20 protein-coding genes are annotated in these 15,602 nt (G+C 40.6%); 16 read left to right on the top strand and 4 right to left on the bottom strand.

All coding sequences use genetic code 11. The features are described 5' to 3' along the window. Position 1 precedes the first annotated feature (1 nt). Complete coding sequence (locus tag M1G05_RS07065; RefSeq protein WP_247953416.1) at positions 2 to 1,684, top strand: alpha-L-fucosidase; 1,683 nt, start codon at positions 2 to 4, stop codon at positions 1,682 to 1,684. 45 nt (positions 1,685 to 1,729) lie between these two features. On the opposite strand, the gene M1G05_RS07060 is transcribed toward M1G05_RS07065, so the two are convergent. The 4 genes from M1G05_RS07060 to M1G05_RS07045 form a co-directional block, all read right to left on the bottom strand. After that, the gene (locus tag M1G05_RS07060) at positions 1,730 to 3,814 is read right to left on the bottom strand and encodes a GH92 family glycosyl hydrolase (RefSeq protein ID WP_247953415.1); all 2,085 of its coding nucleotides are present in this window, start codon (positions 3,812 to 3,814) and stop codon (positions 1,730 to 1,732) included. Between the two features lie 191 nt (positions 3,815 to 4,005). After that, on the bottom strand, positions 4,006 to 5,172 hold the full coding sequence (locus M1G05_RS07055; protein ID WP_000704661.1) for a tyrosine-type recombinase/integrase: 1,167 nt from the start codon (positions 5,170 to 5,172) through the stop codon (positions 4,006 to 4,008). Positions 5,173 to 5,358: 186 nt separating this feature from the next. After that, complete coding sequence (locus M1G05_RS07050; RefSeq protein WP_001004338.1) at positions 5,359 to 6,354, bottom strand: virulence RhuM family protein; 996 nt, start codon at positions 6,352 to 6,354, stop codon at positions 5,359 to 5,361. Between the two features lie 383 nt (positions 6,355 to 6,737). Continuing rightward, entirely contained in the window at positions 6,738 to 7,187 is a 450-nt protein-coding gene (locus M1G05_RS07045) for a helix-turn-helix domain-containing protein (RefSeq protein ID WP_001080845.1), read from the bottom strand. A gap of 206 nt (positions 7,188 to 7,393) precedes the next feature. Here M1G05_RS07045 and M1G05_RS07040 point away from each other — a divergent pair, with 206 nt between their 5' ends. From M1G05_RS07040 to M1G05_RS06970, 15 genes are all read left to right on the top strand, one after another. Next, on the top strand, positions 7,394 to 7,594 hold the full coding sequence (locus M1G05_RS07040; protein WP_000040969.1) for a helix-turn-helix transcriptional regulator: 201 nt from the start codon (positions 7,394 to 7,396) through the stop codon (positions 7,592 to 7,594). Between the two features lie 15 nt (positions 7,595 to 7,609). After that, the gene (locus M1G05_RS07035; RefSeq protein WP_000828333.1) at positions 7,610 to 8,380 is read left to right on the top strand and encodes a BRO family protein; all 771 of its coding nucleotides are present in this window, start codon (positions 7,610 to 7,612) and stop codon (positions 8,378 to 8,380) included. Beyond that, complete coding sequence (locus tag M1G05_RS07030) at positions 8,371 to 8,997, top strand: Rha family transcriptional regulator (protein ID WP_000424670.1); 627 nt, start codon at positions 8,371 to 8,373, stop codon at positions 8,995 to 8,997. The genes M1G05_RS07035 and M1G05_RS07030 overlap by 10 nt, the downstream gene beginning before the upstream one ends. Positions 8,998 to 9,438: 441 nt before the next feature. Next, positions 9,439 to 9,891, top strand: coding sequence for a hypothetical protein (locus M1G05_RS07025; RefSeq protein WP_000393196.1), 453 nt, complete (start codon positions 9,439 to 9,441; stop codon positions 9,889 to 9,891). Continuing rightward, positions 9,888 to 10,088 (top strand): hypothetical protein, encoded by a 201-nt coding sequence (locus tag M1G05_RS07020; protein WP_000171271.1) that lies wholly within the window; start codon positions 9,888 to 9,890, stop codon positions 10,086 to 10,088. The genes M1G05_RS07025 and M1G05_RS07020 overlap by 4 nt, the downstream gene beginning before the upstream one ends. Before the next feature lies 1 nt (position 10,089). Then, complete coding sequence (locus tag M1G05_RS07015; protein ID WP_025171189.1) at positions 10,090 to 10,305, top strand: hypothetical protein; 216 nt, start codon at positions 10,090 to 10,092, stop codon at positions 10,303 to 10,305. Between the two features lie 12 nt (positions 10,306 to 10,317). Further along, positions 10,318 to 10,596, top strand: coding sequence for a hypothetical protein (locus M1G05_RS07010; protein WP_419991962.1), 279 nt, complete (start codon positions 10,318 to 10,320; stop codon positions 10,594 to 10,596). After that, positions 10,577 to 10,918, top strand: a complete 342-nt coding sequence (locus tag M1G05_RS07005) for a hypothetical protein (RefSeq protein WP_000058834.1) — start codon at positions 10,577 to 10,579, stop codon at positions 10,916 to 10,918. The genes M1G05_RS07010 and M1G05_RS07005 overlap by 20 nt, the downstream gene beginning before the upstream one ends. Beyond that, entirely contained in the window at positions 10,911 to 11,186 is a 276-nt protein-coding gene (locus M1G05_RS07000; RefSeq protein WP_000492136.1) for a hypothetical protein, read from the top strand. Before M1G05_RS07005 ends, M1G05_RS07000 begins: the two co-directional genes overlap by 8 nt. Further along, a complete protein-coding gene (locus M1G05_RS06995) occupies positions 11,179 to 11,325 on the top strand; it encodes a hypothetical protein (protein WP_000534152.1) in 147 nt (48 codons plus the stop codon). Before M1G05_RS07000 ends, M1G05_RS06995 begins: the two co-directional genes overlap by 8 nt. A 1-nt stretch (position 11,326) precedes the next feature. Next, positions 11,327 to 12,187, top strand: coding sequence for a primase alpha helix C-terminal domain-containing protein (locus tag M1G05_RS06990; protein ID WP_247953414.1), 861 nt, complete (start codon positions 11,327 to 11,329; stop codon positions 12,185 to 12,187). A gap of 163 nt (positions 12,188 to 12,350) precedes the next feature. Further along, on the top strand, positions 12,351 to 13,847 hold the full coding sequence (locus M1G05_RS06985) for a phage/plasmid primase, P4 family (RefSeq protein WP_000785436.1): 1,497 nt from the start codon (positions 12,351 to 12,353) through the stop codon (positions 13,845 to 13,847). Positions 13,848 to 14,162: 315 nt separating this feature from the next. Continuing rightward, on the top strand, positions 14,163 to 14,339 hold the full coding sequence (locus M1G05_RS06980) for a hypothetical protein (protein ID WP_000694570.1): 177 nt from the start codon (positions 14,163 to 14,165) through the stop codon (positions 14,337 to 14,339). A gap of 83 nt (positions 14,340 to 14,422) precedes the next feature. Further along, positions 14,423 to 14,953: a hypothetical protein gene (locus M1G05_RS06975; protein WP_247953413.1), complete on the top strand. Its 531-nt coding sequence runs from the start codon at positions 14,423 to 14,425 to the stop codon at positions 14,951 to 14,953. 71 nt (positions 14,954 to 15,024) lie between these two features. Further along, on the top strand, positions 15,025 to 15,528 hold the full coding sequence (locus tag M1G05_RS06970; protein ID WP_000811080.1) for a hypothetical protein: 504 nt from the start codon (positions 15,025 to 15,027) through the stop codon (positions 15,526 to 15,528). Positions 15,529 to 15,602 lie beyond the last annotated feature (74 nt).

Here is a 15,602-nt window from a genome sequence, read left to right as displayed (position 1 = left end):
TATGGTAAGAGAAATAAAACCGCATGGACCTTTGCCTAGTCAGGTCCAGTTAGCTTATCTAGAGGATGAACTAGCAGCCTTTATCCATTTTGGACCCAATACCTTTTATGACCAGGAATGGGGGACAGGTCAGGAGGATCCTGAACGCTTTAACCCGACACAGTTAGACGCACGTGAGTGGGTTCGCGTGCTCAAGGAAACGGGCTTCAAAAAGTTGATTTTGGTGGTTAAGCACCACGATGGCTTTGTCCTCTATCCGACGGCTCATACAGATTATTCGGTCAAGGCCAGTCCTTGGAGGAATGGGGAGGGGGACTTGCTCCTTGAAGTATCCCAAGCTGCCACAGAGTTTGATATGGATATAGGGGTCTACCTATCGCCGTGGGATGCTCACAGTCCTCTCTATCATGTGGAGCGAGAAGCGGACTATAATGCCTATTATCTGGCTCAGCTGAAGGAAATCTTATCAAATCCTGCCTATGGTAATGCGGGAAAATTTGCTGAGGTCTGGATGGATGGTGCCAGAGGAGAGGGCGCTCAAAAGGTCAATTATGAATTTGAAAAATGGTTTGAAACCATTCGTGAACTGCAGGGCGATTGCTTAATTTTTTCAACAGAAGGCACTAGTATCCGCTGGATTGGCAATGAACGAGGATATGCAGGTGATCCCCTATGGCAAAAGGTGAATCCTGACAAACTAGGAACAGAAGCAGAGCTGGCCTATCTTCAGCATGGAGATCCCTCAGGCACGATTTTTTCAATCGGAGAGGCAGATGTTTCCATCCGGTCAGGTTGGTTTTACCATGAAGACCAGGATCCTAAGTCTCTTGAGGAGTTGGTCGAAATCTATTTTCACTCAGTGGGGAGAGGAACCCCGCTCCTACTTAATATTCCGCCGGATCAAGATGGGCTCTTTGATGCAAAGGATATTGAACGCCTCTATGAATTTGCGGCCTATCGTAATGAGCTCTATAAAGAAGATTTGGCTCTGGGAGCTAAGGTATTTGGTCCTGCTCTTTCAGCAGACTTTGCCTGTCACTATTTGACAGATGGCCTTAAGACCAGCTCTTGGGCAAGCGATGCAGGCTTGCCCATCCAGTTAGAACTCGACTTAGGATCACCTAAAACTTTTGATGTAATTGAGTTAAGAGAAGATTTGAAGCTAGGGCAACGAATTGCGGCTTTTCATGTGCAAGTAGAGGTGGACGGCGTCTGGCAAGAATTTGGTAAGGGCTTTACAGTTGGTCATAAGCGCCTCCTGCGAGGTCCGCTAGTAGAGGCACAGAAGGTGCGCGTGATGATTACAGAGTCACAGGATTTACCTGTACTGACCAAAATTTCACTCTATAAAACTCCTAGCTTATCAAAAAAAGAAGTTGTTCAGGGGCTAGAATTTGCAGAAAAAAGTCTAGCTGTGACAAAGGGAGAGACTCTTCATTTTAGGATTGAGCGTAGCGAAAGTAGCTCCTCTTTAGAGGCTAAGATTTCGATTCAACCGGGGACAGGTGTCCATGGTGTCGCCTATCAGGACGAGATTCAATTCCTTCAATTCCAAGCAGGGGAAAGCAAAAAAGATTTGTGCCTACCAACCCTGTATTTTGCTGCCGATAAGACCTTGGATTTCTATCTAAATCTAACTGTGGATGGACAACTGTTTGATCAACTTCAAGTACAAGTTTCATAAAATAAAAGAGCCTTTGCACGATACAAAGGTTCTTTTGTTTACTAGCTAGTGACTTGGTAACCAGCTGAGGGTGAAGGTTAGTTGTTCAGCTTTTAAGAGGTTTTGGTGTTGAATAGTTGATACGAGTGTTTTATCCAGTCGGCATTCTTTTACAAAGTTAAAATGGCTGTGGTTTTGTTTAGTATGGATATCCAGCCATTTATCTTCTTTAGCCAGATAGACTCTGAGATGGTCAAAGAGAGGGATTCCGAGGTCGTAGCTTGGTTTGCCTGGGCAGGTCGGATAAAAACCGAGAGCTGACCAGATGTACCAGGCTGAGAGACTGCCATTGTCTTCATCGCCAGGATAGGCTTCCCAACTTGAGTGAAAGGCCTTCTGACGGAGAGTCTTGATGAGAAGGGCAGTGTAGTCAGGGTAATCGCTGTAGCGGAAGAGATAAGGAATGTGGAAGCTAGGTTGGTTAGAAATGGCGAGTTGCCCAAAAGGAGCAGTAGCCATTTCGCTCATTTCGTGAATCTCGTAACTATAGCCTGTTGTTTCAAAGAGGGGAGCCTCCTGACAGACTTTCAAAAGATAGTTGCTAAAGGTTTCTTTTCCACCCATAAGTTGGATTAAGTCTGGGATGTTGTGGAGGACGCCTAAAGTTGCTTGAATGGCAGAGCATTCGGCATAGTCGCGTCCCCAACTATAAGGAGAAAAGTCAGGGCGGAAGTTGCCTTGACTATCACGCGCTCGCATGTAACCTGTCTCAGCATCAAATAGATGTCGGTAATTTTGTGATGCGGCCTTGTAGGTTTCAGCGATTTCTATTTTCCCTAGTTTTTCAGCACAGCTAGCGATACAAAAGTCACTATAGGCATAGTCTAGGGTGTGGCTGACGCTTTCGTGGTGATCGGTAGAGAGGTAGCTTAGTTCTTGGTATTTGGCTAGTCCGTGACGACCATTGATGCCGAGAGGGTCGGCCTTGCTGGCTGTTTCAAGCATGGCTTGGAGGAGTTCTTCTTCTAGGTCGGGGGCCATGTCCTTGCAGGCGCTATCTGCGATAATACCGTCTAAAAGTGTACCTGGCATCATACCCCGTTCATCTGGAGCCAGCCATTTTGGAAGGAAACCAGTATCGCGGTAGTTATTGAGAAATCCTTCTAAAAAGCGGTGGTAGTGTTCCGGTATGATAAGGGCAAAGAGGGGGAAGGTGGTTCGGAAGGTATCCCAGAAACCATTGTTGTTGAAGAGGACACCAGACTTGACAGTTCCAGTAGCCAGATCCATGTGGATGACTTGTCCTGATTCATCAACCTCATAAAAAGTCTGAGGAAAGAGGAAGAGTCTGTAGAGACAGTGATCAAAGAAGGTTCGGTCAGCTTCTCCTGTCTCTATAATGTCAAAACGATGGAGGAGATTTCCCCAATCTTTTTGTGCACTTGCTTTGCAATTATCGAAGTCTTGTTGAGGTAGATTAAGCAGTGCTTGAGAAGGAGAGATGAAAGAAGTTCCTAGCTGAATTTCAGCATGGCTACTTGCTAAGTCGATTCGCCAGTCTTCGCCTTCTTGGCTGATAGCAAGAATATCTGTATTCATTTGCAAGGTAGTGAACATCGTTAGTGGATTTTTGTTGGTTTCAGTTTTCCCTTCTTGTCGCAGGGCAAGAGTTCGCTTATCTACTTGTTCCACGGTCAGCTTATCTGCTACGTGAAGGTAGAGGGAGAGGGCTTTGCCTTGCTTTTGCTCCAAACGAATAGAAGCACCGTAGCAAGTCGGTGTAAGCTGGCTTTCAATCTGATAGCGCAGGGAGAAAATATTCAGATAATGAGGTTGGAAAGAGGCCTTATCCATATCATAAGAAGACTGGCGGTGAAAGAGACTGTCTCCACTAATCTGGCCTGTGACAGGTGTCAGGAGGAGCCAAGAGTAGTCGCCAATCCAAGGGCTGGGCTGGTGGGTTAATCGAATCCCCTGAAAGATAGGCAGATGCGGATCGAAAAACCAAGATCCTTCCTGGTTACTGGTCTGGGGTACAAAGTAATTCATCCCAAAAGGCACGCCTGTGTATGGCAGGGTATTTCCCCGAGAAAAGGCATGCTTGCTGGCAGTTCCAAAGCGGGTATCGATGGTTTCAAGTAGTGGTTTCATAGTCTTTCCTTTCGCTGTTTTTCTACATTATATCAGAAAAAGATAACCTTTAGAGAAGGAGTTTCAAAGATAACTATTTTGTAGAAAAATGAACCTGTTTCAAAATAAATCTAACAAAAACCCTGTTGCTATTGGCTTTTTGCTTTGTCTTGAATTGTTAATTTTTGAATTTGTTCCCCTTTTTGCTCCCCCTATAGTGCTTTTAGTGCAGTTTCGTAGAATGATACTGCTTTTTTTGCGTTCTCTTTTGAGAGGTGGCTATATGTGTCCATGGTCATGCTGATTTGAGAGTGACCTAGACGGTGCTGGAGTTCCTTGTAAGGTATTCCAGAGTTAAGCAGTAAACTAGCGTGAGTATGACGGAAACCATGAAAACCTATATTCGGAACATCAGCGCGTTTAAAATGTGTTAGTAATCTTTTTTTAAGTTTTACAATGCTAGTATATTCATGAATGAAGTCAGAAAATACTACACTTTCACGTTGCCCTATCTTCCAAGCCTCTTTAGTTTGGCGTAGTTTGTACTGCTTCAGCATGCTAACAGTCGCTTGATCTATATCTATATCCCGATAACTAGCCTTAGATTTTGGGCTATTGATTTCTAGATCCCGATTTAGTGTTTTGGTAATATGCACAACGGCATTATCTAAGTCTATATCAGACCAGCTAAGCGCTAGAGCCTCATTGATACGGCAACCAGTTGCCAGTAGGAACTTATAGAGCGTTACATCATAGTAATAACGATATTTACAACTATCTAAATTATCAAGATAAACAAGAAACTTTTTTAACTCTTGATTATCAAAGTGCTTTAGCTTTTGTCGCTTTGCTTTCTGAGTGTTACGAGGTAAAACCACATCACGCGCAGGATTGGACGGTATTGCTTGCATGGTTACGCCATACTGTAAGATACGTTTGTTTAAAGCGTGTATCATATCATAGTGTAGAAAAGCGCCCTCTTCCCCTCTATTAGCCTTATCAGCAAGTTTATTGATAATTGACTGAATAAGTGGAGTAGTGAGCTTATCGAGCTTATACTCCCCGAAAGTAGGCAATATGTGATTATCTATTAGCGCTCTAACGTTTCCTTGAGTGTTTGGCTTAACTGTATTCTTATAGCTTTCCCACCAGAGAGTTGCCAATTCTTGATAGTTTTTTATGGTAATAGCCTTTTGTCTGGTAGATCCTGCTTTTTGAAAAGCTATTTTTTCTTGATTGGCTTTCTGCTTAACTTCCTTTTGTGTCCGACCTGTTACTTTGGTTTTTACTTTCTTTCCTGTTACCTGGTCAACTCCTAGATAGACATTAGCACGGTAAACTTTACTACCGTCTTTTTTTATAACTTCAGTTATTTTCATGATGATAAACCTTTCTAAAATACATCAGCAGGCAAGCCATTATCAAAAAGGTTTTATATCATGCTAGGGGCTACGAGATCCCCCTTATTTTCGTTTTTAAGTAGTCAGACGGTAAATAATACCAGAGTAGGAAACAAGGCGGATATGGGGCTAATATGGGCTTGTTTATAGTAAACGGGCATGTATTTAAAGTTTTTTATCGTCAGTTAGCTGTTTTAAAGTTTTTTCAAAGTCCGAGTTTATCTTTTGAGTTTTGTTGAATAGTTGGTATTCTGCTTTTGCTTTATCTTTCGCAACCTTGGAAGTGATTTTTCCATGACCTTCTAAAATATCGTATTCTTGGAAAGTCAAAAAGCGGTCAATGCTTTGGGCTAGTTGTTGCATTGTCTGAGCTTTTCGCTGTTCTATCTGTCTTTCCAGGTAATCAAAATAGCTAGATATTCCTCTTTCAAGGGAACGGATTTCTGTTTCTGAAAGGTAATTCTTTGCTATTTGGGTATCTGCTTGCAGTATGCGACCGTTAGGGGAGTTTTTCCACGTTGTAAGTCCCATGTTGTCTTTTGTATGGTCAGCTTTCGTGTAGATAATTTCCGCAGCAGTTTGGCCAGTAATTGCATAATGAAACTTATTCTGTACATCAGCATAGAATTGCTTAGTCAATGTACTTTGTGGATCATAGTCAATAGAGATTTCTGCAAAAATATCTGTAATCTGCAACCATATACGACGCTCACTAGCTCGGATAGAACGCACGCGCTCCAAGAGCTCACGGAAATAGTCTTTTTCCAGCAAGTTTTCGCCTTGTTTCAGACGGTTGTCATCCATGGCGAACCCTTTTATCATGTACTCACGAAGTACCGAAGTAGCCCACTGTCTAAATCTCGTAGCTTTTTGGGAATTGACACGATAACCAACTGAAATGATGGCGTCAAGATTGTAGTAAGTAATTAAGTAATTCTTCCCATCGGTAGCAGTTGTTTCCATTTTGGAAATAACTGAATCTTCTTCTAATTCGCCCTCTTCAAAGATATTTTTTAGGTGTTTACTAATTGCAGGAACACCGACATCGAAAAGTCTAGCCATTTCTTTCTGACTAGCCCAGATAGTTTCGCCTTTGATGATGACACTAGCTGTCTCGCTATCGTTATCAGCGGTATAGATTAAGAATTGTAATTCGTTCATGAAATCCTTTCTAAAATATTGTAAGTGGTTGACATTTGTTGACATCAACAAAATTAGTAGATATGGGGCTTATATGAGCTTGAAGCTCGAACGAAGCTTGAGAATCCACGCGCTTCAGGATTGTTGAACATTGTGGCGCGTGGGTATGGTATAGGTCGCATTTTAAATGCAAGAGTGGTATAATGATGTTGTAAATACCTAACCTTTAGCTTATTTTCAGTTAGGTACTATTAGACAAGTTGGCAGTAGCTAGCTTGTCTTTTTTTGTTGCTATTTGTCAATTTTGCCCATTTTTGCGCTTTAGTTTGAAAAATCGGCTTTCTATTCTTCAATTTCCCCCGTTTTTGCACTTTAGAGAGTGGAAAGTGGAAATTTATTTGATATTAATCGTTATCTTTTTTAAATGATACTGCATCTTTCTTTGCAAATTTTTTTGCAATAGTTCTAAGTAGTTCTCTCTCATCATCTGTGCAGAAAAAGTAGTTAAGCATCAATTCTAGGGCGAATGGTTCAAGATGCTTTCTTAATTTTTCATAGTCATAAAAATCTAAATCGGTTTTTGATAATTGCATATAGTCAAATTCTTGCCATGAACGATACTCTCTTGGTGTTGGAATGTAACCATCAAATGGGTCTTTTTTACTATTTGTGTAATTTAGTAAGTATCCAACACTTACCCCAAAGTAATCAGCTAATTGTTTTGCTTTTTCTGGTTTGATTTGGCTTTCTCCATTTTCCCAATTTTGAAGAGTCCGATAATGAACCCCAATATTCTCAGCTAACTCTTTTTGAGATAGCTTTTTTTCTTGTCTTAATTCTTTCAATCTATTCATGCTTTATCACACCTTTCACAGATGATTATATACTATATCTTAGAAAAAGTACAATTTTTTTGTGCAAAAATTAAAAAAACAGTTGACAACAGAAAAAATATTGTGTATTATACAAATCAAGCATAGAAAAACTGTGCATAACCCCCTCCAACCTTTCACACTTTCAATCTATTCATGGAGGGGATTTTTTAGAAAGGGGGAAACCTATGAGCAAACTACGAGGCTATCGGGTTATGTTAGGACTAACTCAACAACAGATGGCGGACAAGCTAAAAATTTCTTTGCAGTCATACAACAACAAAGAATTAGGTAAAACGCCATTTAACGACAAGGAACGCCTAGCGATTAAGTCAATGGTTGCAGAAGTCAAATCAGATATAACCATAGATGAACTATTTTATAGCTAGAAAGGCAGGCAAGCAATGAAGAGGAACTATACAAGGGTCATCGATGAAATGCGAACCACTCACGGGCTGAACTTGGTAGCTATTGGCCAACGGATAGGCATAGATCCCCGAACAGTTGGCAAGTGGGCACAGGGCAAACATAAGCCCAACAAGGAAAGCAGAAAAAGACTAAATCAGTTATACAGAGAGGTTAAGCAAGATATGACAACACAGCAAAAAGATTTATGTGATTTTTTTGGGAACTTCTATCCCAAAGGAGAACCACACAACAAAAAGGAAGTTTTGGAAGTTGTAACAACTCAACGATTTGGATCTAAACACTTTGATGTTTATGGAGACATTCAAAATCCGTTATTTGTAGCGGTAGAGGTTGCTGAGATGATTGAAATCCAAAACACCACGGATTTACTAAAACGGGTAGATGATGATGAAAAGCTGACCTATGTAATATCTAGGGCAGGTCAAAAAAGAGAAATGAATATGCTGACAGAGTTCGGAGTCTATGAAGTTTTATCGCAGTCACGCAAACCACTAGCAAAAGAGTTTAAAAAAGTGGTCAAGCACATTCTGAAAGAAATCCGACTAAATGGCTACTACATGGCTGGGGAACTGGTGGAAGAACCACAGACCACTATAAAAGCCCCTGATACGTTGGCAGAGGCAGAGCGGTATTATATCGATACACTAGCCAAAGCCATTGCAGAGGCTCAAAATATGGACGAGAAGAGCCGTCTGACAAGCAAGTTAACCAAATTCATGCAGGAGGTAGAACCACAATGGAACTAGTCTACATGGACGGTAAAAAAGAGCCGTATACACTGAGCAGTATTGTGGCAGAATGCACGGGATTGCAACATCACACAATCACCAAGACGATCCGCAAACATCAAGCAAGATTTGAACAGTTCGGAAAGGTTGGATTTAAAATCCAAGCTATGGAGAGTGGCCAGAATACCAAGGACTATATTTTGAATGAGCAACAAGCAACCTTGTTAGTTACATTCTTAAAGAACACCGAGCAAGTGGCCAACTTCAAAACCAACCTGGTCAAAGCATTCTTTGAAATGCGTGATGAACTTTCTAAGTTCCGTATGCAGAGGGCGCTAGAAAAGCCAAAAAGAAAAACACTGCATGACAGTATTGAGAACTGGGAGGCAAAACCCAAGCACGCGCATAGCACCATGAACAACTTGCTACTGAAAGCAGTAACCGACAGGAACGCTAAGCAGTTAAGGGAAGAACGTGGGGGCTATAATGGCATCGATAGCTTGACAAGTGACGAGCTGGAGCAATACCAGGCATTTGAAGACATGGTCATAGCTATGATTGGCTTGAATATGAGTTACCAAGAAATCAAGGCTATGGCATTCAGAAATAAAAAAACACGCCAAAGAAGCGCGTGATAGCAACAAAAAAAGGCTTAGCAATAACCACACCGCAGAGCCTTTCACACTAACACTAAAACGAATTTAACAAAGCAGGCAAGCTATTATCAAAGAGGTTTTAGTAAAGATTTATACCTAGATTATAGCATATTTAGGGCAATTTGACCATACGGAGAGCGCCAACTCTTAAAACTGGTACTTTCTCACGCTTTCAATTTGGCGACTCTGAGCGTGAAGATATCGTCTATACGAAACAACTCAAAAAGCCCCACGCTCTCAAAACTTTGGCGAGTCTGAGCGTGAGGAACTTCATTGCAAGAAAAACTGTATAAGAAACAACCATTCAAAATCCCCACACTCGCCATCGCCCAACTTTGAGTGTGAGGATATCTAGTATAAGAAAAAAAGCATTAAAAGCTCTTAGGGCAATTACACAACATAGAAACAGAGGTAATAAACATGGAAGAAACAACATACGAGAATTTGACTAGACGTATAGACAGAATTAGCGCAGAAATGCTAGAAATTAGCGAAAAAAATGATCTATTCGGACTTTCTTTGTTGGCAAATCAGATAAAGTCTATCAAAGAAGATTTACACCGCTTACTTTGGATTGAACTTCCTGAATTGAATGACAGCCATAAAATCGAAGCACTCTCTAAAAGAACTACGGGAATGTTTTTCAACCCTGGTATTTTTGAAATGGACGCTATGCGACAAGCATTCTTTAAACGCCAAGCTAAGCACTTTTTTGACAATGAAGCAGAGCAACAGGCGTATATAGAACATGCTGAAAAGGAGTATTTAGAGGCTACTATAACCTTAAAAGATATTCTTTTTAACTCTAAAAAAGGAACTCAAAAAGCAAATAAAAGTTGTCTTATAGAGAAGTTTGAGGAGGCAATGCAATGACACTAGACCTAAACAATATGACACAATCAGAATTTGATGAAGTAATGGCTGAAATCAAGTCAGAACGCCCCAGCGTCTTTCAGTTTATTGCTGATTTTTTAGATAGAAAGGTAACACCCGAAGAGGTGGATGAGTTTTTGAAGATGGAGCGAACTGATCAAGTGGACTATATCAAGAATTACAAAGCGAGGGCATGACATGAATGAATTAGATTTGACCAATACACAGGCGGTAATCTGTATGGTTGTATTGATTGGCTTACTGCTTTATTTAAACCACCGAGACCGCAAAAAAAGCGCCCAATTTGAGCGAGAAAACCAACAGACGATAGAAACACCTAGCGAGAGTTTAAGCCCTGATTATGGGCGATATATCCAGCTTGCAGGGGTAAGAGTTTACGGAGGAATGAAATGAGTTACACAATGAATTTATACCCTGATTATTGAAAAAATATCAGACGAACCTTATTTTACTAAAGATATTTTTCTAGCTACGTGTATGGACAATGCAACAAAGTTAGCTGTAACTATGGGCTTGTTGACAAAACAAACGTTGGATTTAGAGACTAAGACAGCTATTTTGAAAACCCTTGATACCATTATAGAAACTCAAAAAGATATTTTGCGAGGGGTAGCGAGCGGACAAATAACCTTTTTGAATAAAAGCAAAGGAGAGGAGGAACTGAATGAGCCTATCGGAGAATGATAAGCGAGTCTTAAGACTAATAAAAGTGGGGGCTGAGAACTCCATAACAGGGGCAGAAATAAGCCTGATCACTAAGCTAGCAGAAAGAACCGTGCAAGATATTATCAGCCGTCTAATCACGCGCCATAGCGTTCCTATTGTTGGGGTTCGACACGGAACATTTAGAGGATATTTTATCCCAGCTAACAAAGAGGAGCTACTGGACGGAGCAAAAACATTTTACAATCAGATACGAGAAGAAGAAAAGCGCCTAGCAGTGTTGATGAATAGCGACCTAGAAAGCTACAAAGAAACCTTGAAGGGGGCGGACGAATATGTTTAGCCTAAGCCGAGAAAGCGAGCAAGACCTAGCGCATGGCATTCTGGAGGTAGTGGAAAGATACCTGGAAGCGCGTGATACAGTCAAACCACGACTGACAGGTTTAATATCAGCCCAGGAAGTCATGGACGAGTTAGATATAAAATACATGACACTCCAAAAATGGGAAAAAGCAGGGCTAAGACGATACCATCCACCGCTTGAAGATACAAGAAAGGTTTACTATAAAATAACTGACATCTGGAAGTTTCTGGGGGTAGAAAATGGGTAGATACATGACAGAGCCAGCTTATGCTGGTATGAAGTTAGCCAAGGAAGATAAAACCAAGGTCAGACGCCCAAAGTTGAAGCAACTCAAAGAACGGAAACAACTGAAGAAACTGAGGAAGAAACGTCGGAAAGGGAGCTGATATGACGATTTACGAGGCTAGAGGCTTTCAGGGTAATCTTGTCTATCCATTTGATAAAATTGAGCCGTTCCAGTACATTGAACGCTTTAAGCCTTTGGTAGTCCCTGAAGGGGCAAACATTGAAGAATTTAAACGTACACAAGCGCCTTACTGTATCAGTGGGAAAGTGACGCCAGAAAAGCATGGCAGTTACAAGCGAAACAACTCCAGTCTAATCTATCGGGATTTGATTTTCCTTGATTATGATGATATACAGGGGACGACTGAGGGCTTTATAAAGGCTGTTTCTAGCGCTTTATTTGGCTACTCCTATATCTTATACCCAACTATTAAGCATAGCTTAGAAAAGCCCCGTTTTCGCCTTGTAGTGAAGCCTGATGATGTGATGAATGAGGCAACCTATAAGCAGGTAGTGAAAGAGATTGCTGATAAGATTGGGCTACCCTTTGACATGGCCAGTCTAACCTGGTCACAACTCCAAGGGCTACCAGTAACAACAGGCGACCCAGAAAGTTATCAAAAGATTGTGGAGCATGGTCTAGATTATCCAGTCCCCAAGGTTGAACCAAGAGCGAAGCAAGGAACTACTGAGCTTTACAAGCCTAGAGCAAGTGGCCAGAGGTCAATGACTATGAGGATCATTGACACGCTTTTTAATGGCTTTGGAGACGAGGGAGGGCGCAACGTAGCACTGACACGCTTTGTAGGCTTACTCTTTAATAAGTGGGTTGATTGTGACCTAGAGACCGCCTATGAACTTACTAAGATAGCCAATAGCGTGACAGTTGAACCATTGCCTATTGAAGAGCTAGACCGCACTTTTAGCAGTATAGCACGGGCTGAATATAGAAAGAGAGGATAGAACCATAGAACTAGAAGAATTAGGAAACCTAGAAAGTGAAATCTTAGAGGCGCGTGAAAGCGAAGATAAGCACTTTAAGACTTTCAAAGGTGTTAGGGGACAGCTTATCAAAGAGTGTCAAGAAATCAAGGACAAGGCTTATCAGCAAGCTTATGAAGAAGTTATGGCAGACAGCAAACACCTTGAAAATGTAAAGGCAGGCAGGTTGACCGAGGCCCAGCATGAAGAACTAGCCCAGCAGAAAGGCGAGGAAAAGAGCAGTAAGGCCTTACCAACTAATCCGCTGGGAGTTGCTATTATGTTAAAAAAGTACGTCCGATTTATTAGAATTAAGCCAGAGGCACAAGGGCAAAAAGCCCCATTATATTTCTATAATCCTGATTTTGGTATCTGGTTAGAGGATAATGAATTTTTGCAAGATCTTATTTCTGTCATTTATCCAAACGCAACGGAAAAACAGGCATTTGATACGCTTTATAAAATAGCTAGACAGAGCCAAATGAGGGAAATCCAAGGCAATTATACTGTAATTGGGAAACAGCTATACAATGCTAAGACAGGCATTTTTGAAGAAACGACACCAGAGATTACAGCAACAAGAAAGATAAAAACAGGTTATAGCCCTGGAGCAGAAGAGCCTATAATTAACGGCTGGAAGCCGACAGCTTGGCTTTTAGAGTTGTTTGACGGTGACAAGGAGCTTTATAACCTTGCTATCCAGATTATAAAAGCAAGCGTCACAGGGCAGTCTTTGCAAAAAATCTTTTGGCTTTTCGGTGAAGGTGGAACAGGAAAAGGAACTTTTCAGCAGCTACTTATAAACCTAGTTGGTATGGAAAATGTGGCAAGTTTGAAGATCACTGGTTTAACAAAAAGTCAATTTTCAACGTCTATATTATTGGGAAAGTCGCTTGTAATCGGTGATGATGTACAAAAGGACGCAGTAATTAGAGACACTTCAGATATGTTTAGCTTAGCAACAGGCGACATAATGACCATAGAGGACAAAGGGAAACGCCCTTATAGCATACGCCTTAATATGACGGTAGTACAATCTTCTAATGGTTTACCAAGAATGAACGGGGATAAATCAGCTATTGATAGGCGATTTAGAATTTTACCTTTTACCAAAATATTTAAAGGTAATCCTAACAAGGCTATCAAAGACGATTACATTAACCGCAAAGAAGTGCTGGAGTACCTGGTTAAGTTGGCTATTGAAACACCAATCGCTGACATTAACCCTACGAAGTCTATTGAAATACTTGAAGAACACCATAAGGACATGAACCCCGTTATTGATTTTGTTTCTAAGTTTTTTACTGATGAATTGACAAGTGAGTTTATTCCTAATAGTTTTGTCTATCACGTTTGGAAAGGTTTCCTAGAATACTATGGTATTAAAGAAAACAGGTCAGAAATGGGCTTACATCGAGAAATCAAAAGCAACCTGCCTGAAGGTTTCGCAGTTGGCCAGAAGGTTATCCCTGCAGGGCAACAGATCCATAAAGGTTTTTATCCTAAAGAAGACCTACCGCCGTTTGCAAGCGTAGCCTATGCTAATGGTAGGGCAACACCCGAAAAGCAGAAAAAGCCAAAGAATGAACGCGGGTATTACAACCATTGGCCAGAGTACAAAAAGAGAAGGAAAAGAAAATAAGAATTTTATACACTTTACACAGTAGGGCAAAAATTTTATACACTTAAAAACGTTGTCATATCAAGGGTTTTATACACTTTATACGAAAAACACGGAAATAAAAAAATTTCCTTATATCATGTTTCAGAAATAGAGTCCCTATTATCCCTATATATATTTTTATTTTAATGTATAAAGTGTATAAAACAATAGCAAAACCCTTGGTACTACTGACTTTATTTTTTATACACTTTTAAAAACAAGTGTATAAAATTTGTAAGAAGCGTATAAAAAAGGGGACAGAAAAATCAATTAAGTACAAAAGGAGTAAAAAACATGAAAATTAAACTATTTTTTTATTACAAATGGCAACAATCACTAGAAAATTTTGAACAGGAAGTAAATGATTTTATGGCGACCGTGCAGGTAATTGATGTAAAACATTCAACCGCAACCGTAGGAGATAGTGATGGTATGGGTGCGATTGCTGGTTTGCTAGTATTATACAGATAACAAAATGGGGTAGATAGTACCGACCCCCTTGCAATGGTGTAACTACTAGTGACACCCTTAAAAACAGAAAGAGGAAAAACAACATGACATTAAAAACATTTTCGGATAAAGCAAAAACATTTACTTTCACTTACTATTTTTGTGATCAGGCGACCGCTCAAGTAGCAGGTCACGCGCTACTGGGATATATGACTGGGACATATTGCCAGCCTGTAATCTCATTGACCTACAAGGATAAAGGCACGCTAGTAGCTGAGTATGTGGAAGATCACAAGCTAAACAAGACCTTTAAGCGTATTTGTGACAGTTTTAAAGACTACCACAAACAACCAGGAGAGGTTGAAGCATTTGAAGAACGTTACAAACGGGAGCGCGTGCTTCAACTCAAAGAGTCAGAGGACTTTGAGAGCTTGCTGAATAAGATCACAGACTACGAGCTGGAACTATTAGACTATGCTGATCGCTTGCTTTCTGATACGCCTATCCCTATGGACTCTATGACTGCTTTTGGTACGTTGGAAAAGCTAGGCGATGAAAGTATTAGCCTACTCCAAAAGTTGGACGTAGAGGGCGAATATAAAGGACTTGCTGGTTATACAGAGCATTTGAAGTAGAACACAGGGGGAGCAATCCCCTTTTTGCTATCAACCCAATAGTTTTGGGTTTTTCCATATAGGGGGAAATAATGAAGCAGTTAGCAATAGAAACAATCACTAAACCAATGAAGCTGAGAGGAATATCTAAGGGTATAGCCGAGTTGGACGGTCAACGTTTAGAGATTGATTTGGATAATTTAATGATTGATTTTGGTGGAGAGTCATTTGAATTAGACAGAATAGCAGGAACTAAGGGAGGTAATCGATATTTCTTTCTTTGCCCTGATTGTGGGAGACGGTGCAGGTTGCTTTATAAACGGTATTTATATTTTAGTTGCGGTACTTGTCTAGATATCCACAAGAGCACTCTGAACCGCAGTAAAACGGATTGCCAATACTACTGGGAGCTTGCACTAAAAGAAGCCAGAAAGGTAGAACCAGGGTGGAGTCCTAGACGTGGTAGATATATGTTTGATGGTTTCCCTGAAAGACCAAGGTATATGAAACGTGACAGGTATCATAAGCACTATAAGAAGTTTTTGAAGTATATTGAAAAAGGGGATAGATTTTGGCTGAATGGTTCGAGATTGTAGGATAATATGAAGTAGTGTGTAATTTACAAAACGAACAAATACTACATATTAGACGGTTTAAATGTTAAAAAAGC

The organism is Streptococcus mitis (genome assembly GCF_023109515.1).
Lineage (GTDB): Bacteria > Bacillota > Bacilli > Lactobacillales > Streptococcaceae > Streptococcus > Streptococcus mitis_CS.
Note: the sequence above shows the minus strand (reverse complement) of the source record. Positions and strands in the feature narration are given on the sequence as shown.